The sequence below is a fragment of the Pseudomonas sp. genome (assembly GCF_041601375.1).
In the GTDB taxonomy this organism is placed as follows: Bacteria; Pseudomonadota; Gammaproteobacteria; order Pseudomonadales; family Pseudomonadaceae; genus Aquipseudomonas.
Genome location: NZ_JBFIIG010000050.1, coordinates 1 through 24,719 on the forward strand (window position 1 = coordinate 1; position 24,719 = coordinate 24,719).

Consider the following 24,719-nt stretch of genomic DNA (forward strand, 5'->3'; position numbering starts at 1 on the left):
ACGGGCTCGCACGGCGATTCGTTCGGGTGATCGTGCGGCACATTGCTGATCCACGGCGTTCGCGCCACTAGCCGGGCCACGCGAATCGCGGCGCGTAACGATCACGACAAAGCGGGTCCTGGCCAACAACCTGCTGGTCGGTCTGGTGCCCCCGCGCCGCTGCAGCGGCAACTGGCACAGCCAAGCGTTCCTTTGATGGCAGGAATGATCGACAAGCCGTTTCACGTGGTTGGGCATCTTCTACCTTGCAACACTTGCACGAACCGCCCAAGCCCTTGCCGTCAAGGAGATCGACCCGTTCGCAGCGGTTGGTAGACGCTCCCTTAGGCGGTCCCGTAGGCGCGCCCTGGCGGTCTCGTCGAGCGACATGGCATAGGCGGGAGCCGGCCCCTGGCCGCCGAGGAACGGCTGCCAGTAGTCATCGAAGTCCGCAAAGGGTGTCGCTATGTCGATGGGCGCCACTTCGACCTGTTGCAGTCCGGTGCTGGCGAAAAGTGTTGCCAGTGCCTCTCGGCGACACAAGGGGAATCGGGCGCCTTCATCGAGCTTCGCGGCGTACGGGTCGAGCTCGCTGGCCGCATCCCAGAAGAAGCGCATAAGCTCCATCTTTCCCGCGTAATCCCAGACGTATGCGCCGATCGTACCGCTCTTGCCGGTTACCCGCGCCATCTCAAGCAGTGCGGCGTGCTGGTCTGGAATGAAGTTCAGGGCCAGCCCGGAGACCACCACGTCGACCGAGGCGTCGTCGAGTGGAATCGCCGTTGCGCTGCCAAGGTGCAGCGTCACCCGGCCCGCCAGATCCGCCCTCGCGGCCTGGATAAAACCCTCGGAAGGATCGACGCCCGCGACCGATGACGGGGAGCAGTGGGCGGTAATCGCCGCGCACAGCGCGCCTGTGCCGCATCCCACGTCGAGCCAGCGTCGGCCCGGCGGAATGTTGAGCCACGAGAGAAACCTGGGCGCAACCTGACGGCTCCACCGGCCGACGTACTGCTCGTAAGGGTTGCCGCGCGCCCAGGTGTCGGACACATGCTTGCGATCCATGGTCAGGGCCTTCTGTGCATCATGCGATGCCTAACACCTGAACTGAGCCGACCCGCACAGCGGGTTTGGCTTGCACTGATGGTCAGGCCTCTGCTTCAGCCAGCCAATTTGTTCAACATGTGATCTATCACCAGGCTGTGCTCATGCTGCGGACTGAAGAGGATCAACTCCGCATCCTGGCCGACTTTGACCGTGTGTCCGGGTGGCCAGTAGAAGATGTCACCGCCGCTGATCGACTCATTTGTCCCATCTGCGTAGGTCACAGTGAGTTCGCCCTGCAGCACGTAACCCCAATGTGGAGATTGGCACAGGTCGCCCTCAAGCCCTTGGAGCAAAGGGGCGATATCCGTGCCTCTGCCGAGGGTGAAGTATTCGCCGCTAATCATGCCGAATCCGGTGGCGTCGCCAAAGTTTGTCAGTTGGCGGGCAACGGCACCGGGTATATCGATCCTGACGGGTATGTCCTGCTTGGCGATGCGCATCGTGGTTCCCTCTGCTGCAGTGGAAGATGAGTGTGCAGCCTAACGATAGGTTAAGGAACGGGCTTTAGCCCGTCCCAGAGAGCGAAGCGAGCAATTTTAAATACATGTCAGGCTCATTTTGCGGTGCACAATGAAGATTCTGTACCATTGAAAATTCCCGAGCCAAGCCATACGCCCAGGCCCGCCACCATAAAAATCACCAAGGCTTACCCTGCCTGCGCGGCATGTGCTTGGCTCATTGTTTTCAAAGTTTACTTCGATGTGGTTTTCGCATATGGGGCAGTTTTAATGAGATGGGAACTATTGCCTATCAAGTAACGCCGCACCACTTTCGCTCGGATTCTAAGGCCGCGGTGCCATTTTTGGGTGATCGCGCTTGCTTCAGAAGTGCCCGGCGCCATTTGCATAATATATATCTGTGGCCTTTGATGTTGTGGGCTGCTGAGTATCTGTGTGTATTCCCGCATATCCGCCGATGCTCGTTAATATAGTAATGCTGAGTGCAGTTTTCCTGCGAGGCCTAACGATTAAGCTAGGGGGCGGCAGCGCGCCATCCCAGCGAGTTCAGCGGCTTGTTGTGCGCGACCGCGCAGAGTTCCGTAACGGCCATTCTATAGCGCTGCCTTGGCGCTTGAGATACTTATATCAGCTCTCAGCAGAGATGGTTGAGTCTTGGCTGGATTCAGGTGCTATCTTCATTCGGTCAGCTTTACTGATGTATGTAGACTTCTTTTTGGGTGCCAATTTGGCACTGGCTTTTTTGGCGTGAGCCTTTAATAATTGTTTTATTTTTTTACGTCGATTCATGTGTTCTACTCAACTAGTAAAGTCTGAATGATGCCAGATATAGAGTGTTGATCAGGGTCCTGCTGCGAGTTCTTAGTGTATAACGTTTGGTTAAGGAAGGTCTGAGGTAGCCATGTATTTCTGGCTGACTTCAGAACTTTCCTAGGTTAAGGGCGGTGGCACACCGTCCCCGTGAATAGTTAAAATTCACCAGCAACGCTAGAGAAATGCAAGCGGCGCCAGTCCTCGATCGGGCAGAACCCTGGCAGTTCGGAGATCTTGCTTTTGGTTAGTGCGTGCAATTCTTCATCGGAGAGCTGCAGATCGACCTTGAACTTACAGGGCTGATGGACGTACCAAGGCGTATCTGTAAATATCTCAATTCGATTATCTTCGGGGTCTCGTAAGTATAGCGACCAGGTTGTACCGTGGGAGACGGACTCGAATGGAAGCTGCGCTTCGGATATCGACAAGTAGAATCGGCGTAGCTTGGAAAGCGACTGGACGCGAAAGGAAATATGGTCCACCGGACTTTTTGACGCCGGGCGTGTTGGTTGTGGGTTTAGCACAAGCTGATGGTGTTCGGTCGGGTTTCTACTTAGAAAGACCATTCCCTCATCGCCGTCGCCACGGTCCGTCACAACAAAGCCGAGGCAGCGCGTATAGAATTGCTCGACACGTTTAATGTCGCTTACGTAGAGTTCGAGGTGGCTGAGTAACAACGACGGGAATGCCATTTCCTTTTGTCCTTGATGTGGGTGGTACTGAAGCCGATGTTAACGCGGGCCGGCCCGGGTGCAAGACAATCCGAAGCGGGGTCGGCTGAACCAACGGTTAGGCGCTACCCGCATTACCTCCATCCCCTTAGCTTGGCTGCCAGATACGGCGCGCAAGCCGTAACGAGCAAGACAACGGGCCAGATGTTGCCACCCTTGAATGTGTACGCGTCCAGGAGGACCGGCAACGACGTGCCTTGCAGCAGGCCAAAGGCGAACTCAAAGCTCAGCGTAAGGCCGAGCCAGCCAAGCCCTATGGCAACAAGTTGACCGGGCTGCCGAGCGGCAAGCCATGGGAGCGAGAAATACGCAACGAGCAAAATCAACACCGACAGAAGCAGGCCGCTGAGGAGCAGCCCCGGCGCTCTGCCAAGCTGGGGAATAAAAACCGACTCTCGTAGTACGCCATTGAGCATTGCCAGTAACAGAATGGCGACCCAGATCAACAGTGTTTTTGTCGCGAGGTCGAGCGCCATTGTGCCTCCTGTCGCGGCTAACGACTAAGCCAAGGGACGGACGCTAACCCGCCCCCGCGAGCGATTTCAGCACCTTGTTCGCTGTTTTAGATCCACACATCATTGGTAGCCGTTCGGTCACTGTCCTCATGACCCGTGTTAAGTACGCCGCGAGGTTCGATGAGTAGAAGTTTCACTTCTTCTTTTGCGAAAGGTTTGTGTTCCTTACCCTTTGGAACAACGTACATTTCACCTTTCGTTAAATCTACATGCCCATCGCGGAAGTCAATACGTAAATTACCGTCCAGGACAATAAAGGTTTCGTCTGTGTCTGTGTGGTCATGCCAGACAAAATCCCCCTTGATTTTAACTACTTTAAATTGATAGTCGTTCATCTCGGCAATTACTTTGGGCGCCCACTGCTCGTCGAAAAGGGCTAGCTTGTTTTCGAAGTTGAGTGCCTCGTAGTTCATTGAGTACCTCCTGCAGCTAACGTTTGACATGGGGGCGACTGGAGGCGGGCGAGGCCCGCTGGGAACGGTCCCCTCGATGGAAGGGTTAAGCCTCGCGCATGATGGCACGGACGAACTCTGCTTTGGCATCGGTGTAGGCCTCCCGATCTTTTGGGTGCGTCGCGGCGAGCTGAGTCTTGAGTGCGGCATACTTTGCTGCGAGCGCTGGGCTGGACCGTAGCGCATTGCGGAACCTCAGCCGTTCGTGCCAGACGGGACTGCCATGGACGACGAGATGAAGATGATGGGTTCGATGCCCGTCTGCCCAGCGCATGAACCACTTGCGATCCGACAAGGACTCGTTGAACTCTGCAGAAGTGGTGTAGCCGGATTGGCACAACGGCGGCGCCAGTCGTTTAGCAACTGTGATGGACCGAACGCCGGCAAGAATATCGATGACCGGTTTGGCACTGAGTCCCGGAACCGCGGTGCTTCCGATGTGCTGAACGTCTTTGAAGGTACCTGGGAACAGAGAGAGGAGGCGATCTCGCTCGGCTTCGAACGCCTGAGGCCAAGAGGCGTCATACGAGTGCAGTGCTACGTCTTCGTAGATAGCAGCGAGGAGGGATTCGTCTTCGGTCATGGCCGGTTCTCTACAAGGCCTTGTGCGATCTGTTATCACTGCCTCAGTCGTACTCTGCATGTTGAGGAAGCCCATCCGTAATCTCGAACCACGTTGCCTTGCTATTCACGAATACATGACGATGTGCCTGTATTCCTGGATCGGTATCGAGAGTACCAAGGGGGACGTCATGGCGGCCCGCCTGCTGGTGAAGGATCTCGACTTCGACAGGCAGGCTACCGCCGCCTGCGCACTTCGGGGGCTGGTGACTGCACAAAGTCAGGGAGTCACGACGGTCCTTGCCGAATAGGCGGGGCTGACACTCCCTTGGTTTGACCGAGCATAGTGCAGTGCGCCGCTCGAGCCAAGCCAAGCCAAGGCCTGGCAGCGCACGCCTGAGCCGGGCCGGCGCTGGCGTTATTCAGTTCCGGCCATCATTTGGGCGGGCGTCCCGGCCAGGTCAGGGCCTTGATGAAGCTGCGGCCCCAGTTGCGGATGTGGTTGGCCTCCAGCACGGCGTACATCTCCCGGTGGCGCGTGCGGCGTTCCTCCAGCGGCATGTCCAGGGCGCGGTGGATGGCGTCGGCCATGGCGTCGCGGTCATGGGGGTTGACGATGAGCGCCGCGCCCAGCTCGGCGGCGGAGCCGGCGAACTGCGAGAGGATCAGCACGCCCGGGTCGGCCGGGTCCTGGGCGGCGACGAACTCCTTGGCCACCAGGTTCATGCCGTCGCGCAGGGGGGTGACCAGGCCGATCCGCGCCATGCGCATGATGGTGGCGACGTCCTCGCGCCTGTGGTTGCGGTTGACGTAGCGCAGCGGCACCCAGCAGGCGGCACCGAAGCGGCCGTTGATGTGCCCCACCTTGGCGCTGACCGCAGCATCGATTTCGATGTATTCGGGGATGTCGGTGCGGCTGCCGGGCGCGACCTGCAGGTAGCTGATGTGGCCGTGCCATGCGGGGTATTTTTCGAGGAAGCGCTCGTAGCCATCGAGCCTGTTGACGATGCCCTTGGAGTAGTCGAGGCGGTCCACGCCGACCATCAGGGTCCGGCCGGAGAGGCTTTCGTCGAGTTCCTCGGCGAAGGTGCTGTGCGTCGAGGCCTCGGCCAGGCGGCGAAAACCTGCGGCATCGATACCCACCGGGAATACGCCGACGCGAAAGTGTTGATGGCCCAGGTGGTAGTGGCGCCCGTCGCGGGTTGTCGCGCCGATCACGTGGGTCAGGTAGCGGGTGAAGTTGCCTGCGTCATTGTCGGTCTGGAAGCCGATCAGGTTGTATTCGGTGAGCGCGCCGACCACTTCGGCGTGGTGGGGCAGGGCGGTGAGGAGGTCGGGCGGAGGCATGGGGATGTGCAGGAAGAAGCCGATGCGGTTGGCATGGCCGCGCGCGCGCAGGGCCAGCGCCAGCGGCATCAGGTGGTAGTCATGCACCCAGAGGATGTCGTCTGGCTCGAGCAGCGGATCGAGGCACTCGGCGAAGAACGCATTGACCCGTTGGTAGCCGTCCAGGTCGGCCTCGCTGAACTCCGCGAGATCGAGCCGGTAGTGCAGGATTGGCCACAACACGCGATTGGCGAAGCCGTTGTAGTACTCCTGGAAATCCTGCGGGCGGACGTCGGTGAGCACGTACTGCATGTGCCCGCAATCGACCGTGGTGGGTGGCGGCGGTGTGTCGGACACCTGCCCGCTCCAGCCAAACCAGAGCCCGTCGCGGCCCTGCAGGGTGGCTTCCACCGCCACCGCGAGGCCGCCCGGTGCGGGTCTGCCGTCCTCGTCGGGGAGCGAGACACGGTTGGATATCACCACGAGCCGCGACATAGACCCTCCTCCCAGCTGATGGACAGGCGCATTGCGGTGTTGACCAGCCCGGCCATCGAGTAGGTCTGCGGAATGTTGCCCCACATCTCGCCGCTATGCGGATGCAGGTCCTCGGCCAGCAGGCCGTAGGTGTTGCGCGCGGCGACCAGTTCGCGATACAGCTCGCGGGCCTCGTCGCGGCGGCCGATCGCGGCCAGGGCGTCCAGGTACCAGAATTTCACCACCAGGAACGCGGTTTCGGGCAGGCCGAAATCGTCGGCCGTGGCATAGCGCAGCAGGTGGCCCTTGACACTGAGCTCGCGGCCCACGCAATCGACGGTGGCGATGAAGCGCGGATCGTTGGCGTCGATGATCCCCAGTTCGCTCATCAGCAGCACGCTGGCGTCGAGGTCCTCGTGGCCGAAGGTGCCGGTGAAGGACTGCCGGCGCTGGCTCCAGGCTTCGCGCAGGATGCGTTCGCGCAGGCGCCGTGCTTCCGCCTGCCAGGTCGCTGCCGCTGGCGCCAGACCGAGCCGTGCGGCGATGCGCCCGACCCGATCGCAGGCGACCCAGCACAACAGGGCGGAATGGGTGTGCACGCGCTGGCGGCCGCGGTACTCCCAGATGCCGGCGTCGGGCTCGAAGGCGAAGCAGGCCGCCCGCGAGGAGAGCGACTCGAGCAGGCGCAGCATGCCCTCATCGCCCGGATTCGGCAGGCGTTCGTCGACGAAGCTCTGCGCCACGGCCAGCACCACGGAACCGAAGACGTCGTGCTGGATCTGCTCGGCGGCCTGGTTGCCGACCCGCACCGGCCCGTGGCCGAGGAAGCCGGCCAGATCGGGCTCGATCCGCTCGCTGAGGTCCAGATCGGGCACGATGCCGTACAGCGGTTTGAGCTCGGCACCGCCGGCCGCCACCGTGGTGATGAAATCGACGTAGCGCTCCATGGTCTTGGTCGCACCGAGGCGGTTGAGCGCCAGGATCACGAAATAGGCGTCGCGCAGCCAGCAGTAGCGGTAATCCCAGTTGCGCTGCGAGCCGGGGGCTTCCGGGATCGAGGTGGTGACAGCGGCGATGATCGCGCCGGTCTCCTCGAAGCTGCACAGCTTGAGGGTGATCGCGGCGCGGATCACCACCTCCTGCCACTCGAAGGGGATCGCCAGCGCGCGCACCCACTCGTGCCAGTAGGCGCTGGTGCGCTTGAGGAAACCCTTGACCATCTCTTCCGGGGCGTCGTCGAGCGGCTCGTCGACGCCCATCACCATGCCGATCGGACGGGTGAGGGCAAATGGCGTCTCGCGCAGGATGTAGGACAGCGGCGCATCGGTGGTCAGGCGGATGGTGTCGACGCCGCCCAGGTAGCGGATGTGGCTGGAGCCGGCGACGGCGTGGCAGGGTTTGCCGTAGCCATGGGTCGGGCGCATGCGCAGGGTTATGCGCGGCAGCCCCTGCAGCGGCTCGATCAGGCGGCACAACTGGGCCGGGCGGAAGTTGCGCCCGTACTGGATAAAGCGCGGGGCGAAATCGGTGATGCGCACGGCGTTGCCGGCCGCGTCCTCAAGGGTGGTGCCGATGATCGCGGTGTTGCGCAGGTAGGCCGAGCGGCTGCTGCTCAGGCCATCGAGCAGGCAGTCGCAGAAGCCCTTCTCCTCGTCGCCGGCGAGCAGGCGCGAGAAGGCCGGGTCGCCATCGAAGTTCGGATAGCACCACCACACCAGACGACCGAGGGTATTGATCAGCGCGGCGACGCGGCAATTGCCGATGAGTCCGAGCTCCAGTGCGCCCCGGTGCTTGATCATCATCCAGTCCCCTTGGTCGCACGGACGAGGGCGGCCCGCACCGCCGCCGCATCGCTGAAGACGGCACTGGCGCCGGGCAGCAGGCGTCCGACCGAGAGGGCCAGGCCGTTCAGCTCGGGCATCAGCGCCAGGGCGGGTTCATCGGTCACGTCGTCGCCGATGAACAGCGGCCGCCGCCCGGCGAACGGCGGCACCTCGAGGAAGCGCCTGATCGCCTGGGCCTTGTCGCTGCCATGGGCGATGACCTCGAACACCATCTTGCCGGGCAGCAGGCGCAGCCCCGCACCCTCGGGCTCGCTGAGCAGCGCGTGGAGGGCGGCCGCCAGCGCCTGGCCGGCGGCCGGTACGGCGCGGTAATGCAGGGCGAAACTGCTGCCCTTGTCCTCGCTCAGGATGCCGGCATGGCTGCGCGCGAGAGCGTCCAGTCGCTCACGCACGGGGGCGGCGAGGGGCGCCGCGGCCTCATGGCGCAGCGGTTCGTCGGCGCGTGTTCGCCACTGGGCCCCGTGGACACCGCAGGCGGGCAGCTGCAGCGGGGCGAAGAGCCGGTCGAGTTCGTCGACCGGGCGGCCGCTGACCAGCGCCAGCGCGCCGCCGAGGCGGCGGTGCAGGCACTCCAGGGCTGTGCTCAATTCGCGCGGGACGCAGACCGCAGTGGGGGATTCGGCGATATCCAGAAGAGTGCCGTCGACATCGAGAAACAACGCGCACGCCTGCCCGTGGTCGCCCAGCCAGGCGTCGAGCCGGGCACTTGCCGAAGCCCCGTCACGTGTGGCACTGGCCGCGCCGGCTGGTCCTTGAACGATCGGACGAGACATGGGCCATTCTCCACATTGCCAACTGCGCCGCTGCACTGCATCGGCGGCAGCGAACGAGAGGACGGGAAACCCAAGAATAGCACTGCATGCCGGGGGGATCGACTCGGGGGCGGGCATGCCACCTACCCGGACCGGGTAGGGTGTCATGGTCGCGAGTCAGGGGGGCGGATTGCTCTTTTGGCAGGTCTTCAGCAGCTTGTTTCAGCCTAGATCCCGAACGGGTAGGTCTCGTCATCGTGGCTCGCGCTGCCGGGGGCGCCGAGTGGTTTGATCGGGTGGGTTTCGTCGAGCCAGACGAAGGCATCGAACTGATCGGCCAGCACGGCCTGGAAGTAGTGGCTTTGCAGCTCGGTCAGCGGCCGGTAGATGACGCCGATGGCGCGTTCGAGCAGGAGGGTGGAGAGGGCGTCGCGCACCGGTTGTCGCTTGGGACCGCGCCAGTCGAGCAGGGCGGCGCCGAGGCCGCTCTGGTGAAATTGATATTCCCAGCTGTTCGGGCGAGCCGGGCGGATGTCCATGATGTGCATGGCGCCATCCCAGTCGTCGGCGGCGGCCACCTGACCATGGTCGGTGCCCATGCCGATCAGCACGGCGTCGTGCTCCCATGCAATCCGGCTGAGTTGACCGATGTTGAATTCGCCGCGCCAGCCCATGGCGGTGGCGGCGGCATTGCCGATGTGCGAGTTGTGCGCCCAGACCACCGCTTTCGCCGCGGGGCCGCGGTGCTGCAGCAGGGCCTGCAGGGTCTCGAACATATGCCGGTCGCGCAGGTTCCACGAAGCCGCTGAGCCGCGGTACATGACTCGGTAGTACTGCTCGGCCGCCCGCACCACCCGGGCGTTCTGCGCGGCATTGAAGAGGTCTTCGTGGTCTTGGGCGAAGGCTTCCAGGCGTTTGCCCAGCAGGCTGTTGAGCTGGGCGAGCACGGCTTTCTCGCAGGAATCGCCTTTGCCGTGTTCGACGTACAAGCCATAGCGTGCCGGGTCGTCCTGCCAGGGCGACAGGCAGCCATAGCGCTGGCGTGCCTGCTGGGCCTGCTGCGGGTCGACCTGATCCAGATAGTGCAGGACCTCGGCCATGGAGTTGCGCAGGCTGTAGACATCCAGGCCGCGAAACTCGACGCGCTGGCCCTCGGGCAACGGTTGGTTGTGGTGGTGCAGCCAGTGAATGAAGCGCGATACATCGGTGTTGCGCCACATCCAGGTGGGGAAGCGGGTGAAGGCGCTTTGGGTCCAGGCCGAGGCGTCGCGCTGGCGGGCGAAACGGTCGAGTTGTCCGGCATCCGGCCAGTCCGCCTCGACGGCGACTATGTTGAAACCGTGCCGTTCGATCAGGCGCTGGGTAATGGCGGCGCGGGTTCGGTAGAAGTCCGAGGTGCCATGACTGGCCTCGCCGATCAGCACCACATGGGCATCGCCGTAACGGTCGAACAGTTCGCCGAAGGCGCTGCTGTGCACATCCGGCAGGGGTTCGGCGAATTGGCGGATGAGTGCCGCTAGGTCGGCCGCCTGCGTGGACGAGCGTTTGGCGATTTCGACCGGGGATCCCATGACGCACCTCAGCTGACGATTCGATCACTTATCAGCGTAGTGCGGCCAGGCTCAGGGGCCATTGCGCGGCGACGAACGCACGCCGTTCGTGGCGGGTGCGCCGGACCTGACTGCCCAGCCCGGGGAACTCATGGCGGGATAGGGCTGTCGGACCGACTGAATTGTGCTGGTCCTGCGGGGATGTCGAGTTCAGGACTCTGGCCTCTATTAAGGGGCGTTGTCGATCATGGGGTGGCGTCTGGTCGAAAATGCCGTTCGGTGACACCTGGCTTCTCCCGGGGCTTTTCTTTATTGTGGCGGCCCGCCAAAAAGCTCGAGTAATCAATATGTTGGAAAATAGCCTAAGTCAGTTGGAACAGCTGGTCAGTGACCTTGTGCAGGCGAACAAGGCGCTGCAGAGCGCAAACGCGCAATTGAGCAGCGAACTGGCGCAGATCAAGGATGAAAACGAGACCTTGCAGTTGAGCGCGATCGAGCAGGAAGAGTTGCACAGCGCCACGACCACGCGGATCCAGGCCCTGGTCGAACTGGCCACCGGCAGCAGCACTGTCAAGGCGAGCCCGGCCAACGTATGAGTGGTGACGGTACAGCGATCAAGGTTATTTCAGTCCTGGGCAACGACTACAGCATCAAGGTGCCTGAAGGCAAAGACGCGGACCTTACCGCGTCGGCGCTGCTACTCAAGCGCCTGCTGGCCGAGACCAAGGCCCAGTCGCCGACCCTGATCGGCGAGCGCCTGCTGGTGCTCACGGCGTTGAAGCTGTGTGCTCGGCAGGTCGAACTGGAGCAGCGCCATCGGCAGGAGATCGAGCGTATCGAGGGCGCGGTCAGCGCCAGAGTCGCCGATATCGCCGGTTTGATCCGCCAGGCGTGAGCCGGTGCGCAGGCGCGAGTCGGCCGGTGCTGACTCGGGTCTGCTGCTAGTCCGTGAAGCGCTTGGCTGCGCGCTCCGGCTAGCTAGCGGGTCATCGGCAAGGCCGCGCCCATCAACGCAAAAAGTCCGCCGCAGCAGCGGTTGAAGCCTTTTCCGCTGCGCTCCAGCCAGGGGCGGATGCGGTGTGCGGCGCGGGCCAGCAGGTATTCGACGAGGCCCTCGACCAGGGCAAAGGTCAGCGCCATTGCGGCGAATTGCAGCCAGAGACTGCGCTGCGGGTCGAGGAACTGTGGCAGGAAGGCGCCGAAGAACAGGATCACCTTGGGGTTGGACAGGGCCGAGAGCAGGCCCTGGCGGAATAATGCCGGGCCGGGTTTGGCGGCGCCCGGGGCGACTGCGGCCAGGTGCAGCGCAGGTGCCCGCCAGAGCTGGATGCCGAGCCAGATCAGGTAGGCACCGCCGAGCCATTTGAGCAGGATCAACGCGTCGAGCGAGGCGTTCAGCAGGGCGCCGATGCCGAACATCGACAGGGCCATCAGCACGGCGAAGCCGCTGACTCCGCCGGCCACGGTCCAGAGGGTGCGGCGATGCCCATAGAGCGCGCCGTGGGTCAGGGCCAGCAGGCCGTTGGGCCCGGGCGTCAGCGCCAGGCCGGTGACGGCGGTCAGGTAGAGCAGCCAGGTGTGCAGGGCCATGCTTGGGTATCCGTCGCAGGTGGTTGTTGCATGATCGTTGGCAGAACCAGGCGCTCATCTTTTCCCCCGCAGGGCGTGCCGGTCAAGCCGACTCTGCGGCTGGCGGCGTGAAGATCTGGAATTATCGCCTGCCGGATGAGCGGACTACACTTGTTCGGGGCCATCGGCCTCTATCTGGCACCGCTCTAGCGATAGCCGACAGGCCGCCAGTCAAGCGCTTGTTTGAGGTGCGGGCGAAACTGTTTTGGCTGTGGCACACTCTGCGGCTTGGAAGGGGGTGTGCGTGCACCCCGCCGGCTCCCAGATTTCATGCCGATGGCCGCCTGCCAGCGGTTGCCTGGATAATTGGCCGCCCCGTGCGGCGAGAGAACGAGAGGATTGACCGTGCACAACGCCGTGATCAGTGGTACCGGCCTGTATACCCCAGCGAACAGTATTTCCAACGACGAGCTGGTGGAATCCTTCAATGCTTATGTGCAGCAGTTCAACGCCGCCAACGCCGCGGCTATCGGCCGTGGCGAGGTCGAGGCGCTGACCGAGTCGAGCAGCGCCTTCATCGAGCGGGCGTCGGGGATCAAGAGCCGCTTCGTGATCGACAAGGATGGCATCCTCGATCCGCAGCGCATGGTGCCGCGCATCCCCGAACGCTCCAACGAGCAGTGGGGCATCCTCTGCGAGATGGCCGTCGCCGCCGCCCAGGAAGCGCTGGCCCGCGCGGGCAAGAGCGCAGCGGATATCGACGGGGTGATAGTCGCCTGCTCGAATCTGCAGCGCGCCTACCCGGCGGTGGCCATCGAAGTGCAGGCGGCGCTGGGGATCCAGGGATTCGGCTACGACATGAACGTGGCCTGCTCCTCGGCCACCTTTGGCCTGCAGGCTGCGACCAACGCCGTCCAGCTCGGCCAGGCACGGGCGATCCTGATGGTCAACCCGGAAATCTGCACCGGTCACCTGAACTTCCGCGACCGCGACAGCCACTTCATCTTCGGCGATGCCTGCACCGCGGTGATCGTCGAGCGGGCCGATCTGGCCACCTCTGCGCAGCAGTTCGACATCATCAGCAGCAAGCTGATCACCCAGTTCAGCAACAACATCCGCAACAACTTCGGCTTCCTCAACCGTGCCGCAGAAGAGGGGATTGGCGCGTCGGACAAGCTGTTCGTCCAGGAAGGCCGCAAGGTGTTCAAGGAAGTCTGCCCGATGGTCGCCGAGCTGATTGCCAGCCACCTGGCGGAAAACCAGTTGAACGTGGGCGACGTCAAGCGCTTCTGGCTGCACCAAGCCAACCTCAACATGAACCTGCTGATCGCCCGCAAGCTGCTCGGCCGCGATGCCGAGCCGGGCGAGGCCCCGGTGATCCTCGACAGCTACGCCAACACCAGTTCGGCCGGTTCGGTGATCGCCCTGCACAAACATCAGGACGACCTGCCGAGTGGCGCGCTGGGCGTGCTCAGCTCCTTCGGCGCCGGCTACTCGATCGGCAGCGTGATTCTGCGTAAGCGTTGATGGACTACCCGTCCGATAGCGCACTGCTCGCCCGCCTGCTGGCCGGCGAGGAGAAGGCCTTCCGCGAGTTGGTCGCCACCTATCAGGGGGCGATGCGCGCGGTGGCCTTCGCCATCGTCGGCAGCCGCAATGCCGACGAAGTGGTACAGGACGCCTGGCTGGCGGTGGTGCGCAATCTGGAAGGCTTCCAGGGCCGTTCCAGCCTCAAGACCTGGTTGCTGACCATCACCGCCAACACCGCCAAGACCCGCCTCAAGCACAACCGCCGCGAGGTCTTGCTGGACGACCTGCCAGGGCCGCACGGCAGCGTCGGCGACGAGCGCTTTGCCGCGGATGGCCACTGGTTGCTGGCCCCCCACGCCTGGCATCAGGACAGCCCGGAAGCCCTGCTGACCGAAGCCGAGTTGCGCGAGTGCCTGGAGAAAACCCTGGGCAGCCTGTCCGAGTTGCAAGGCAGCGTGCTGCAGTTGCGTGAACGCGAGGGCCTGGAGTTGGACGAGATCTGTAATCTTTTGCAGGTCTCGCTCTCCAATGTTCGGGTGTTGTTGCACAGGGCGCGCCTGAAGGTATTCGCCACCCTGGAGCATTTCGAGGAGACCGGTCAATGCTGAGTTGTAAGGAACTGGTGGCACATACCAGTGACTTGTTGGATGGCCAGCTGAACTTGCGTCAGCGCTTGGCCGTGCGCGCACACCTGGCCATGTGTTTGCGCTGCCGACGTTTCATCAAGCAGATGCGCCTGAGCCAGGCTGTGCTGCGCCAACTGCCGCGAGAGCCGATCACCGAGCTCGATGCCCTGGCCGCCAAGTTGGCCGAGTTGCGGCGCCTGCAGCGCTGAGAGGGGTTCCTGGATGCCGGTCGCTCCGACTTTTATTGGCTATGTACCCGTTATTGGTTGAATAACAATTTCGTAGGGTGGGCTGAAGCCCACCCTACGCGCTGAGAGAGTCTCCTGGGTGCCCGCTGCCGTTTATTTCGGCAGTCACCCAGTCCAGGCGGCGCTTGCGGCTATGCTTAATCAGCCAGTCATTATCCTGGTGCGGGAGAACGGGATGCCATCGATCACCAACCACGCTGCCTGGTTCGCCGGCCTCAAGGCGCTCGGCCATGACGACTTTCCCAAGCGTTGCCGCAACTGCGGCCGGGTCTTCGCAAGCGAGGTGGATTATTTCCAGCAGACCCAGGCGATCCGCCCCGGCATCACCGGCCTGAAGGCGGTTATCGACGATGCAGGGCCGCTGGTCGAGGTCTTTCGCAACTGCGTGTGCGGCTCCACCCTGTTGGTGGACTGCATGTCGCGGCGCGACGATTCGGCGGCCGGGCACAGCCGGCGACGGCGGTTTGACGAACTGCTTGGCTACCTGGTGCGCCACGGCGTCGATCGCGCTCAGGCGCGGATCGAGTTGCTGCGGGTGGTGGCCGGCGAGCGTAGCGAAGTGCTGGAAGCCTGGTACGCTCGAATCGCCGCGCGGGGCGCCAAGCCCGAGGGCTGAGAGGGTGTGCAACAACTCTCGCCTGCTGCGTCCGTCTCCAGCCCCCTAGAGTGCTGTCTCAGAACTATTGTTTCGACGATACCGGCTCGTAGGGTGTGCGGGGCCGCCTAGGCCGTGCGCACCAGGCACCTGATTGTCAGTGGTGCGCACGGCCTGCTAGGCGCCCCCCGCGCGCCCTACACAGGCCGGCCGCAGCCGCTTGAACAATGATTATTGCGAGACAGCACACTAGCGGACCGCGCACAGTCGATCATCGGCGCCGCACAAAAGCTGGCGGGCTGTCGCTTCGCTACGAGCGGCCGGCGTCCCGGGCCGCTCTACCTCCGAACGGAACGCCGCCCGACTGCGCTCTTAAGCGCAGCCTGCTCCGCATCGCCCTCGATGCTCGGGGGGACCAATTCCTGCTTATAGAAATTCGAAGTAAAAAAGTTCCAATGTCATCAAAAATTTATATATCAGCAACCGCGCTGACATAACCCGTCGCCAAGATTCCCTGCAGCACGAACGAGCGCGACCGCTCGGGTGTTTTCAACACTAAACGTCTTTTAGAGGAATCTTCGATGATCCGTAAGCACAGCTTCCGTGGAGCAATGGCCGGTTTCGCAGCCAGCGCCCTGGCTCTGGCCGTTTCCGCCCAGGCTTTCGCTGGCACCGTTACCACCGACGGCGCCGATATCGTGGTCAAGACCAAGGGCGGCCTGGAAGTGGCCACCACCGACAAGGAATTTTCCTTCAAGATCAATGGTCGTCTCCAGGCCGATGCGGACAGCTTCGACGGCTTCTACACCAAGAATGGCAATCGTGCCGATGAAACCTATTTCCGTCGTGCCCGTCTGGAGATTTCCGGTGTAGCCTTCACCGACTGGGGCTATACCTTCAATCGCAATTTCAGCGACAAAGCCAGCGACTGGGATGAACTGGCCATTCACTACAATGGCTGGAAACCGGTCCAGCTGTCGGTCGGTCGCATCAATCCGACCTTCGGTCTGGAAGAAGCCGTCAGCTCCAAGTGGATCACGGCCATCGAGCGTTCGGCCATTTATGACCTCGCCCCCTGGCTGAACAGCCATGAGAATGGTGAAGGCATCCGTCTGCGTGCCACGCTGGGCGACATGTTCCACGGTGAAGTCGGTGGTTATCGTCAGGACGGCAACCAGGACGAAGATGGCCAGAACAACACCACTTTCGTAGCGCGCGGTGTATTTGCCCCGATCGTCCAGGATAAGCAGGTTCTGCACTTCGGCCTGAACTACGCGACCCGTGAAGTAGAGGCGGGTTTCGATGAGTCGATCAAGTCGCGGTTGTCGGTTCGCGGCACCACCGAAGATAGCGTCAACGGCAACCGTGGCACCTTCGGTGGCGCTAAGCTGGATGGCACCGATCAGGCCTGGGGCGCGGAAGCGGCCTATATGATCGGGCCGTTCTCCATCCAGGGTGAGTACCTGGCTCGCACCGCCGATGGCGATGCAGTGGCCAATGGCAACGACAACGATCTGGAGGCCAGCGGCTACAACGTGCAGGTCGCCTACACCCTGACCGGTGAATCGCGCAGCTACAAGATGGATGGCGGCAAGTTCGACAAGATCAAACCGGAGAACAAGCAGATCGGTGCCTGGGAAGTCTTCTACCGCTACGACGACATCACGGTCGACGAGACCGCGGTTGCGCCCTCCAATGCCGGCTTGCTCGGCCTTACTGCCGATACCGCTGAAGCCAGCGCCAAGACCCACACCATCGGTATGAACTGGTACGCCAACGAAGCCGTGAAGATCTCCGCCAACTACCTGCACACCAGTGTTGACGACATCGTGAACGCCAATGGCGACGATGATGGCGATGCCATCAGCCTGCGCGCCCAGTACGTATTCTAAGTAACCGCACCACGCGTATAAGGCTGCTCCCTTCAAGCCCCGCCTCGTGCGGGGCTTTTTTTCGTCAGGACAACAGGCCAGACTGCGGCCATGCCTATATCGACCCTGTCTGCGTTGAACGAGTTGGATGCCTCGAGCTGGGATGCCTTGCGCATCGATCAGCAGCCTTTTCTCTGCCACGCCTTTCTTTCGGCGCTGGAAGACAGCGGCAGCGTGGGTGGCCGCAGCGGCTGGCAGGCGGCGCATCGCGTGCTGCAGGACGGCCAGGGGCGGGTGCTGGCGGCCATGCCGGCCTATGTGAAAAGCCACTCCTATGGCGAGTACGTGTTCGACCATGGCTGGGCCGACGCCTGTCACCGGGCGGGTATCGACTATTACCCCAAGCTGCTGGGGGCCATACCCTTCTCGCCGGTGAGCGGGCAGCGTGTGCTCGGCGATCCGCTCGCCGCCGGGCAACTGCTCGACGAGCTGAGCGCCAGCCTGGCGCAGCAGGGGCTGTCGAGCCTGCATATCAATTTCACCAGCGCGGCCGATGATGCGCTGCTGCAGGGGCGTGACGGCTGGTTGCAGCGCCTCGGCTGCCAATACCACTGGCACAACCGCGGCTACCGGGATTTCCAGGATTTTCTCGATGCCCTCAGTTCGCGCAAGCGCAAGCAGATGCGCAAGGAGCGCGAGCAGGTGGCGGGGCAGGGCATCGAGTTCGACTGGCGTGAAGGGCATCAACTCAGCGAGGCCGAGTGGGATTTTGTCTACCAGTGTTACGCCAATACCTACCGGGTACGCGGCCAGTCGCCGTATCTGAGCCGGACCTTCTTCAGCCTGCTGGGCGAACGCCTGCCGCAGATGATTCGCGTGGTCTTGGCTCGCCAGGGCGGCAGGCCGGTGGCCATGGCTTTCAGTCTGCTCGGTGGCGATAGCCTGTACGGCCGTTATTGGGGCTGCCTGGCGGAGTTCGACCGGCTGCACTTCGAGACCTGTTTCTACCAGGGCATGGACTATGCGATTGCCCAGGGGCTGCAGCGTTTCGATGCCGGCGCCCAGGGCGAACACAAGCTGATCCGCGGCTTCGAACCGGTGATCACTCACTCCTGGCACTACCTCTGCCACCCGGGCCTGCGCGCGGCGGTGGCAGATTTTCTCCAGGACGAGCGCCAGGGAGTGCAGGGCTACGCCGAGGACGCGCGCGGGTTGTTGCCATATCGGCAGGGCTGAGGTTTTTTCGCGGGCATGGAACTGGGCGTCCCCCCCGCTCCTACATGGCTACACATCACCCGTAGGAGCGGACCGTGCCCGCGAAGCGAGGTTGGATACACCAACCATCGCTGAGCCTTGTCAAAGCCAGATGGCATTCCAGAACGGATAATCCCCAATCCGCTTGACCAAACCCGCCCGCAGCGGATTGGCCACGATGTAACGGGCGATGGCTTGCAGGTCGTCTTCTTCGCGTAAGGCATGATCATGAAAGGCTTTCGACCAGAGCGGGCCCGTTCGATTCAGGGCCCTGTTGGTATGGCGGGAACTGGCGGATTTGAGTCGGCCTATCACCTCGCCGAGGCTGTCCTTGTCGCCAAGCTGCAATAGCCAGTGAGCGTGATCGGGCATCAGCACCCAAGCCAGCATTTGGCTCTCCCTGAGCAAGGTGGCGTCCTCGAAACAGCGCGCGGCCGAGCAGGCGGCTGGAAAGTGGGTGAACAGCGGTTCGCGGTGTTCGCTGGTTGCAGTGATCAGATAAGCCGTATTACCCAGGGATACCCGGCCTTTGCGCAAAGCTGCGTGGCCCGGTTTTTTGTGGCTGTAATGCTCGTCCATAAGCGTTCTCCTTGGGAATTTCGCGGGCATGGCCCGCTCCTACGGGGATGCGGTGGCCCATGTTGGGGAGGGGGGGCGCCGAGTTCTATGCCCGCGTTCACTCCACCCCGACAAAACCGCCGGTCTGGTGCTGCCAGAGGCGGGCGTAGAGGCCACTGCGTTCGATCAGTTGGCGGTGGCTGCCGGTTTCGACGATGCGGCCCTGGTCGATCACCACCAGGCGGTCCAGGCGCGCGATGGTCGACAGGCGGTGAGCGATGGCGATCACCGTCTTGCCCTGCATCAGGGTGTCGAGGCTTTCCTGGATCGCCGCCTCGACCTCGGAGTCGAGCGCCGAGGTGGCTTCGTCGAGCACCAGAATCGGTGCGTCCTTGAGCAGCACCCGGGCGATGGCGATGCGCTGGCGCTGGCCGCCGGAGAGCTTGACCCCGCGTTCGCCGACCCGGGCATCGAAGCCGCGGCCGCCCTGGCCGTCGTCGAGCAGTGGGATAAAGGCATCGGCACGGGCCTTGCGCACCGCCTCCAGCAGCTCCGCATCGCTGGCGCCGGGCTTGCCATAGCGCAGGTTGTCGCGGATCGAACGGTGCAGCAACGAACAGTCCTGGGTGACCACGCCGATCTGCGCGCGCAGGCTCTCCTGGGTCACAGTGGCGATGTCCTGACCATCGATCAGGATGCGCCCGTCCTGCAGGTCGTAGAGACGCAGCAGCAGGCTGACCAGGGTCGACTTGCCGGCGCCGGACGGGCCGACCAGGCCGATCTTCTCGCCCGGGCGTACGCGCAGGTCGAAGCCGGCGATGACCCCGCCGGGCTTGCCGTAGTGGAAGTGGATGTGTTCGAAATGCACCGCGCCTCGACTGACCCGCAGCGGCTCGGCCTCAGGCCGGTCGCACACCTGGCGCGGCTGGACGATGGTGCGCATGCCGTCCTGCACGGTGCCGACGTTCTCGAAGATGCCGTTGACCACCCACATGATCCACTCGGCCATGTTGTTGATGCGGATCACCAGGCCGACCGCCAGGGCGATGGCGCCGCTGCTGATCAGGTCCTGGCTCCACAGCCACAGGGCCAGCGCAGCGGTGGCGGCGATCAACAGGCCGTTGAGGCAGGTCACGCTGAAATCCAGGGCGGTGACGGTGCGGGTCTGCAGGCGCACCTTGTCGAGCAGCTCCTGCATCGCCTCGCGGGCGTAGCCTTCTTCCTCGCGGGAATGGGCGAACAGCTTGAGGGTGGTGACGTTGCTGTAGCCATCGACCACCCGGCCCATGAGCTTGGAGCGCGCCGCCGAGGCCCTGGTCGAGCGGTTCTTGATCCGCGGCACGAAGTACCACAGCAGCAGGCAGTAGCCGGCCAGCCACAGGGCTAGCGGCAGCATCAGGCGCAGGTCGGCCGCGGCGAACAGGTACAGCGCGCTGCCGGCATAGACCAGCACGTGCCAGAGTGCGTCGACCACCTGCATGGCCGAGTCGCGCAGCGCCGGACCGGTCTGCATGATGCGCTGGGCGATGCGTCCGGCGAAGTCGTTGTGGAAGAAGCTCAGGCTCTGCTGGAGCACGTAGCGGTGGTTCTGCCAGCGGATCAGGTTGGTCAGGCTCGGCGAGATCGCCTGATTGGCCAGCAGATCGTGCAGGCCGAACACCAGCGGGCGGATGAGCAGCACCACCAACAGCATCCACAGCAACTCGCCTTGATACTGGTCGAAGAACGCGGCGCTCGGGGTGGCCTGGGCCATGTCGATCAGGCGGCCGAGAAAGCTGAACAGCGCCACCTCGATCACTGCGGCGAAGAAGCCGACCACCAGCACGGCGATCATCAGCGGCCAGACCTGGCGCAAGTAGTGGGCGTAGAACGGCAGGATGCCCGCCGGCGGCGCGGCGTCCGGACTGGTCTTGAATACGTCGATCAGGGCTTCGAAACGGCGAAACAGCATCTCAGGCATCCTGCCTTGGCGGTGGTGGAAGTACCGATTCTATCCCTTAACCCGCCGCCGCTCGACTGCCGGCAATGCCACAGGATCAAGGCCTCCCCTGAGCGCAGGCGAATGCTGTCGATCCTCGGCAGGGGCTCTGGCCCGCGGGGTCAGAATTGGCTGCCAAGCAGCCGCTATTGTTGGCCGTTCCGGCACTCTTGCGCCTGGCACCGGTCCATAAAAATGAGGAGGCGAATTAATCCGCCTGACCCGAGTTCGGGCGATCTCTCACTAATAATGGAGGTCAAGCATGCGTATTTCATTCCTGTTACCCGTATTACTCGCCCTGACGTTGATGGGCTGTGACGACGAGCCGGCCCAGCCCAGCGCGCCGGTGCCGCCACCACCGATGGAGCAGGACGCTCCCATGCCGGCGGAGCCTATGCCAGCAGAGCCTATGCCAAGTGAGCCCATGCCCGCAGAACCCGCACCGGCAGAGCCTGCCGAGGATGACTACCAGCAATAAGCTGCGAGGTGTGCCGGGCCGGTTCCCCAGCTCGAGGGAGGGGAGCCGGTGCCACAGGCTGCAAGGCGGGGGTACGTGCGGCCGCCCTACGCTCTAGAGCAAGCCGCGAGCCGTAGGCTGTACTCGCCGCAGGCAGTGCACCAGTGGTGATCGGCGCGACATATAAAGCTGGCGGGCTGTCGCTTCGCTCCGAGGCCGCCCTACCTCCCAACGGAACGCCGCCCTGCACGGTGCTGCGCCTTGCCGCGAACGCTCGGAGACGCTCTCGCCACGGCGCTCGACCTGCGGCCTGGCACGTGCGGCTACGCGGCAGTTGCCAAAGGGGCGGGCGGCATGTGCCGCCCCTGGCTTACAGGCGCTTGGCTTCGAGAATCAGCACCGGTTGGCGCGGAACGTTCTGGTGGCCGCCACGATTACTGGTCGGTACCTGGGCGATCTTGTCGACCACCTCCATGCCGCGCAGCACCTTGCCGAATACCGCGTAGCCGAAGTCGCGGGAGCCGTGATCGAGGAAGGCGTTGTCCTTGTGGTTGATGAAGAACTGGCTGGTGGCCGAGTCGCGCACTTGGGTCCGGGCCATGGCCAGGGTGCCGCGCACGTTGTGCAGGCCGTTGTCGGCTTCGTTCTTGATCGGTGCTTGCGGCTGCTTCTGCTGCATGTCGGCGTCGAAGCCGCCGCCTTGCACCATGAACCCTGGGATCACCCGGTGAAACTGGGTGCCGGCGTAGTAGCCGCTGTCGACGTAGCCGAGGAAGTTCTCCACGCTGACCGGGGCTTTTTCCGCGTTCAGTTCGATTTCGATTTCACCGAGGCTGGTGGTCAGCAGTACCTTCGGGTTCTCTGCAGCCAGCAGGCTACTGGCAAAGAGTACGGAGCAGGCGGCGAGGGCGAGTGTCTTCAGCATGTTTGTGGATCCTTTTTGAGGGGAGTGGAGGCGGCCTGTTCGACTTCTTCGAGGAAGGCCAGCAGGCTGCTGTTGAAGCGTTGCGGTTGATCCAGTGGTGTGGCGTGACGCGAATCTTCGATCACCAGCAGGCGAGCGTTGGACATTTCCTTGACATACGCCTCTTTCTGCGCGACTGGCGTGTAGTCGTGATCGGCGGCGATCACCAGTGTAGGACAGGTGATGCGCGCCAGGCGTTCGCGTACACCCCAGCCGATGATGGCGTCGAGGCTGGCCAGGTAGGCGCGCTTGTCGTTCTGTGGCCAGCGCTCTTCGATCTTGCGCCGCAGTTCGGCTTGCTCGGGCTTGGGGAACAACAGGTTGCCCAGTGCCTTGGCGATTGTCTCCAGGCTGAACAGGCGTGACAGGCCCCAGCGTTTGGCGATCTCCAGGTACTCGAAGGGGTTTTTCGCCTTCACTTCGGGGCCGCTGTTGACGATGCACAGACTCTTTAGCAGTTCGGGGTGGTCGACGCCCAACTGAAAACCGATCATGCCGCCCATGGAGATGCCCACCAGGTGCACCCTGTCGAGCCCCAGGTGCTCGATCAATGCGCACACATCTTCGGCAAAAGCGGCGATGCTGTAGCGCTCGCGCGGCTTGTCCGAGCGACCGTGGCCCCGGATGTCGATGGCGATCACCCGGTAGTGCGCAGCCAGTTCGGGGATCTGGTATTCCCAGTCGCGGGTGCTTGAACCCAGGCCGTGAACCAGCAGTACCGGCGCGCCCTCGCCGTACTCCTCGTAGTGCAACTGGCAACCGTCGTTCTCGTAGTAGGACATGGATGATTCCTGTCAGCTGGTTGATTGGGGGGCGGCGAAAGCTGAGGTGAGCGGTGCCGCGTCGAAGTTTCTGATCAGGTCAACGAGAATCCGGCTGGCCGGGCCCAGGGCTTTGTCCTTGTGGCTGTAGAGGGTAAAGCGTGGATGGTTGCTGCCGCCCTGTTCCAGCTCCAGGGGTTTGAGGGTGCCTTCACTCAACTCTCGCTCGATCAGGTGGCGCGGCAGCCAGGCGAAGCCGAGGCCGCTGCTGACGAAGTTGGCGGCGGTCGACAGGCTGCTGACCGTCCAGCGTTGCTCGGCACCCAGCCAGCCGACGTCGCGCGGTTTGCTGCGCCCCGAGTCGCGTATGACTACCTGCAACTGGTTCTGCAAATCCTCGAAGGTCAGCTTGCGTTGCATCTTGTGCAACTGGTGGTTGGGGTGGGCAACCGCCACGAATTCCACTTCGCAGAGTTCATGGCCCAGATAGCCGACCATGGACAGGCTGCTGATGGCCAGATCCGCGGTGCCTTCCAGCAGCACTTCCTCGACGCCGGAGAGCACTTCCTCACGCAGGCGCACGCGACAGCCGCGGCTCTGCGGGATGAAGGCGGCCAGCGCCCTGATCAGCCGCGCGGTCGGGTAGGCGGCGTCGACCACCAGGCGTACCTCGGCTTCCCAGCCCTGATCCATGTTGTAGGCCAGGTCTTCCAGCTGGCTGGCCTGCTTGACCAGTTGCCGCGAGCGGCGCAGCAGCACGTCTCCGGCCTCGGTAAGCACGGCCTTGCGCCCGTCGATGCGCAGCAACGGCACGCCGAGCTGTTCCTGCATCCGTGCAATGGTGTAGCTGACCGAGGATTGCGAGCGGTGCAGCACCTCGGCTGCCTGGGCAAAGCCACCCTGATCGACTACGGCCTGCAACGTACGCCATTGATCGAGGGTTACGCGGGGCGCTTTCATTATCCTCTCCTATTCACGCGAGTCGTTGGGTGCAAGCTGAGGCCAACTCGCTCTAAACTGGCGGTCCCTTGTTGGAGACTGCCGCATGAAAAAGTTTTGCTGTGCCCTGATCGCCTGGTTGCCACTTGCCGCTTTCGCTTATCCGATCGAGGTGGAAAAACAGTTCAACGGTGCCGAGGTGTCGGTCACGACCCAGGAAATCGATCACAACATGGGCGCCGTGCTGCTCTACAACTACGGTGAGACCGCGGCCGAGTGCACCGGGGTGTTCCGCAACGGTCCCGAGGCGCCGCGTACCCGCAAAGTATTGTTGGCGCCGGGGCAGAGCAGCAACCTGACGATAAAATTCGCCCGCAGCATCATCAAGCTGCGCGTGCAGTTGACCTGTGGCCTGAGAGGCTGAGAAACAATCCCTTGCCTGCTGCGACCGTCGCCGGGCGGCTGCAACTGCGTTGGGCTCGCCCGACGGCGCTCTCGCGACGACCTTCGATGTTTTCCCAGCCTCCGAAATGACCGCTGCCGTCATGAGCATTAGCGATCCTAGTGCGAGGTGCTGCATAAATCAATTTATTCGATAGGTATGAGCGGTTGTTTGCGCTTTTTAATCGATTGTTGTGTCTCTACTCTTTGCTCCATCGACGTTAACCAACCCCTCTCGATGGAGCAATAACATGTCCAAAGTTCTGGTAATCGAAAGCAGCGCCCGCCAGCAAGGCTCGGTTTCGCGTCAGCTCACCGAGCAATTTATCGCCCAGTGGCAAGCCGCTCACCCAGCCGATCACATCC

At 63.0% G+C, this 24,719-nt stretch carries 27 protein-coding genes and 1 pseudogene; 11 read left to right on the forward strand and 17 right to left on the reverse strand.

Going from position 1 to position 24,719, the window contains the following annotated elements:
* Positions 1–240: 240 nt before the first annotated feature.
* The 11 genes from ABZE94_RS09265 to ABZE94_RS09315 form a co-directional block, all read right to left on the reverse strand.
* On the reverse strand, positions 241–1,044 hold the full coding sequence (locus tag ABZE94_RS09265; protein ID WP_372875244.1) for a class I SAM-dependent methyltransferase: 804 nt from the start codon (positions 1,042–1,044) through the stop codon (positions 241–243).
* Positions 1,045–1,139: 95 nt separating this feature from the next.
* The gene (locus ABZE94_RS09270; RefSeq protein WP_372875245.1) at positions 1,140–1,526 is read right to left on the reverse strand and encodes a hypothetical protein; all 387 of its coding nucleotides are present in this window, start codon (positions 1,524–1,526) and stop codon (positions 1,140–1,142) included.
* A 645-nt stretch (positions 1,527–2,171) separates the two neighbouring features.
* Positions 2,172–2,333 carry a DUF2986 domain-containing protein gene (locus ABZE94_RS09275; protein WP_372875246.1) on the reverse strand — a complete coding sequence of 54 codons (162 nt, stop codon included), beginning with the start codon at positions 2,331–2,333 and terminating at the stop codon, positions 2,172–2,174.
* A gap of 179 nt (positions 2,334–2,512) precedes the next feature.
* Positions 2,513–3,049 carry a VOC family protein gene (locus ABZE94_RS09280; protein ID WP_372875247.1) on the reverse strand — a complete coding sequence of 179 codons (537 nt, stop codon included), beginning with the start codon at positions 3,047–3,049 and terminating at the stop codon, positions 2,513–2,515.
* A gap of 113 nt (positions 3,050–3,162) precedes the next feature.
* The gene (locus ABZE94_RS09285) at positions 3,163–3,564 is read right to left on the reverse strand and encodes a hypothetical protein (RefSeq protein ID WP_372875248.1); all 402 of its coding nucleotides are present in this window, start codon (positions 3,562–3,564) and stop codon (positions 3,163–3,165) included.
* 86 nt (positions 3,565–3,650) lie between these two features.
* Positions 3,651–4,016: a cupin domain-containing protein gene (locus ABZE94_RS09290; RefSeq protein WP_372875249.1), complete on the reverse strand. Its 366-nt coding sequence runs from the start codon at positions 4,014–4,016 to the stop codon at positions 3,651–3,653.
* 85 nt (positions 4,017–4,101) lie between these two features.
* Positions 4,102–4,638: a GrpB family protein gene (locus ABZE94_RS09295; protein ID WP_372875250.1), complete on the reverse strand. Its 537-nt coding sequence runs from the start codon at positions 4,636–4,638 to the stop codon at positions 4,102–4,104.
* A gap of 413 nt (positions 4,639–5,051) precedes the next feature.
* Positions 5,052–6,437: a trehalose-6-phosphate synthase gene (locus ABZE94_RS09300; protein WP_372875251.1), complete on the reverse strand. Its 1,386-nt coding sequence runs from the start codon at positions 6,435–6,437 to the stop codon at positions 5,052–5,054.
* Complete coding sequence (locus tag ABZE94_RS09305; RefSeq protein WP_372875252.1) at positions 6,419–8,215, reverse strand: glycoside hydrolase family 15 protein; 1,797 nt, start codon at positions 8,213–8,215, stop codon at positions 6,419–6,421. The genes ABZE94_RS09300 and ABZE94_RS09305 overlap by 19 nt, the downstream gene beginning before the upstream one ends.
* On the reverse strand, positions 8,215–9,033 hold the full coding sequence (gene otsB, locus ABZE94_RS09310; RefSeq protein ID WP_372875253.1) for a trehalose-phosphatase: 819 nt from the start codon (positions 9,031–9,033) through the stop codon (positions 8,215–8,217). Before otsB ends, ABZE94_RS09305 begins: the two co-directional genes overlap by 1 nt.
* 206 nt (positions 9,034–9,239) lie before the next feature.
* Positions 9,240–10,583: an erythromycin esterase family protein gene (locus ABZE94_RS09315; protein WP_372875254.1), complete on the reverse strand. Its 1,344-nt coding sequence runs from the start codon at positions 10,581–10,583 to the stop codon at positions 9,240–9,242.
* Between the two features lie 326 nt (positions 10,584–10,909).
* Here ABZE94_RS09315 and ABZE94_RS09320 point away from each other — a divergent pair, with 326 nt between their 5' ends.
* Together ABZE94_RS09320 and ABZE94_RS09325 are read left to right on the forward strand one after the other, a co-directional pair.
* Positions 10,910–11,158: a hypothetical protein gene (locus tag ABZE94_RS09320; RefSeq protein WP_372875269.1), complete on the forward strand. Its 249-nt coding sequence runs from the start codon at positions 10,910–10,912 to the stop codon at positions 11,156–11,158.
* Entirely contained in the window at positions 11,155–11,457 is a 303-nt protein-coding gene (locus ABZE94_RS09325; protein ID WP_372875255.1) for a cell division protein ZapA, read from the forward strand. Before ABZE94_RS09320 ends, ABZE94_RS09325 begins: the two co-directional genes overlap by 4 nt.
* 83 nt (positions 11,458–11,540) lie before the next feature.
* On the opposite strand, the gene ABZE94_RS09330 is transcribed toward ABZE94_RS09325, so the two are convergent.
* Positions 11,541–12,152, reverse strand: coding sequence for a LysE family translocator (locus ABZE94_RS09330; protein WP_372875256.1), 612 nt, complete (start codon positions 12,150–12,152; stop codon positions 11,541–11,543).
* Between the two features lie 384 nt (positions 12,153–12,536).
* Here ABZE94_RS09330 and ABZE94_RS09335 point away from each other — a divergent pair, with 384 nt between their 5' ends.
* From ABZE94_RS09335 to ABZE94_RS09360, 6 genes are all read left to right on the forward strand, one after another.
* Positions 12,537–13,658, forward strand: a complete 1,122-nt coding sequence (locus tag ABZE94_RS09335; protein ID WP_372875257.1) for a beta-ketoacyl-ACP synthase III — start codon at positions 12,537–12,539, stop codon at positions 13,656–13,658.
* The gene (locus ABZE94_RS09340; protein WP_372875258.1) at positions 13,658–14,269 is read left to right on the forward strand and encodes an RNA polymerase sigma factor; all 612 of its coding nucleotides are present in this window, start codon (positions 13,658–13,660) and stop codon (positions 14,267–14,269) included. The genes ABZE94_RS09335 and ABZE94_RS09340 overlap by 1 nt, the downstream gene beginning before the upstream one ends.
* Positions 14,263–14,496, forward strand: coding sequence for an anti-sigma factor (locus ABZE94_RS09345; protein ID WP_372875259.1), 234 nt, complete (start codon positions 14,263–14,265; stop codon positions 14,494–14,496). Before ABZE94_RS09340 ends, ABZE94_RS09345 begins: the two co-directional genes overlap by 7 nt.
* Positions 14,497–14,710: 214 nt before the next feature.
* Positions 14,711–15,151, forward strand: coding sequence for a hypothetical protein (locus tag ABZE94_RS09350; RefSeq protein WP_372875260.1), 441 nt, complete (start codon positions 14,711–14,713; stop codon positions 15,149–15,151).
* A 560-nt stretch (positions 15,152–15,711) separates the two neighbouring features.
* Entirely contained in the window at positions 15,712–17,022 is a 1,311-nt protein-coding gene (locus tag ABZE94_RS09355; protein WP_372875261.1) for an OprO/OprP family phosphate-selective porin, read from the forward strand.
* 90 nt (positions 17,023–17,112) lie between these two features.
* A complete protein-coding gene (locus ABZE94_RS09360; protein ID WP_372875262.1) occupies positions 17,113–18,237 on the forward strand; it encodes a GNAT family N-acetyltransferase in 1,125 nt (374 codons plus the stop codon).
* A 120-nt stretch (positions 18,238–18,357) separates the two neighbouring features.
* Here ABZE94_RS09360 and ABZE94_RS09365 read toward each other — a convergent pair whose 3' ends face one another.
* Together ABZE94_RS09365 and ABZE94_RS09370 are read right to left on the reverse strand one after the other, a co-directional pair.
* The gene (locus ABZE94_RS09365) at positions 18,358–18,834 is read right to left on the reverse strand and encodes a transposase (RefSeq protein WP_318959602.1); all 477 of its coding nucleotides are present in this window, start codon (positions 18,832–18,834) and stop codon (positions 18,358–18,360) included.
* 97 nt (positions 18,835–18,931) lie between these two features.
* Positions 18,932–20,764 carry an ABC transporter ATP-binding protein gene (locus ABZE94_RS09370; protein ID WP_372875263.1) on the reverse strand — a complete coding sequence of 611 codons (1,833 nt, stop codon included), beginning with the start codon at positions 20,762–20,764 and terminating at the stop codon, positions 18,932–18,934.
* Positions 20,765–21,053: 289 nt separating this feature from the next.
* On the opposite strand from ABZE94_RS09370, the gene ABZE94_RS09375 reads away from it, so the two are divergent.
* Positions 21,054–21,269 carry a hypothetical protein gene (locus ABZE94_RS09375; RefSeq protein ID WP_372875264.1) on the forward strand — a complete coding sequence of 72 codons (216 nt, stop codon included), beginning with the start codon at positions 21,054–21,056 and terminating at the stop codon, positions 21,267–21,269.
* Positions 21,270–21,618: 349 nt separating this feature from the next.
* Here the strand turns inward: ABZE94_RS09375 and ABZE94_RS09380 are convergent, their stop codons facing one another.
* From ABZE94_RS09380 to ABZE94_RS09390, 3 genes are read right to left on the reverse strand one after another with little or no spacing between them, the layout of a single operon-like run.
* Positions 21,619–22,173 carry a peptidylprolyl isomerase gene (locus ABZE94_RS09380; protein WP_372875265.1) on the reverse strand — a complete coding sequence of 185 codons (555 nt, stop codon included), beginning with the start codon at positions 22,171–22,173 and terminating at the stop codon, positions 21,619–21,621.
* Positions 22,167–22,994 carry an alpha/beta fold hydrolase gene (locus ABZE94_RS09385; protein WP_372875266.1) on the reverse strand — a complete coding sequence of 276 codons (828 nt, stop codon included), beginning with the start codon at positions 22,992–22,994 and terminating at the stop codon, positions 22,167–22,169. The genes ABZE94_RS09380 and ABZE94_RS09385 overlap by 7 nt, the downstream gene beginning before the upstream one ends.
* Positions 22,995–23,006: 12 nt before the next feature.
* Positions 23,007–23,933: a LysR family transcriptional regulator gene (locus ABZE94_RS09390; protein WP_372875267.1), complete on the reverse strand. Its 927-nt coding sequence runs from the start codon at positions 23,931–23,933 to the stop codon at positions 23,007–23,009.
* Between the two features lie 85 nt (positions 23,934–24,018).
* Between ABZE94_RS09390 and ABZE94_RS09395 the strand changes: the two genes are divergently transcribed.
* Positions 24,019–24,336 (forward strand): 3-phosphoglycerate kinase, encoded by a 318-nt coding sequence (locus tag ABZE94_RS09395; protein ID WP_372875268.1) that lies wholly within the window; start codon positions 24,019–24,021, stop codon positions 24,334–24,336.
* Positions 24,337–24,604: 268 nt separating this feature from the next.
* Positions 24,605–24,719, forward strand: a pseudogene (locus ABZE94_RS09400) (FMN-dependent NADH-azoreductase); the annotation flags it as partial.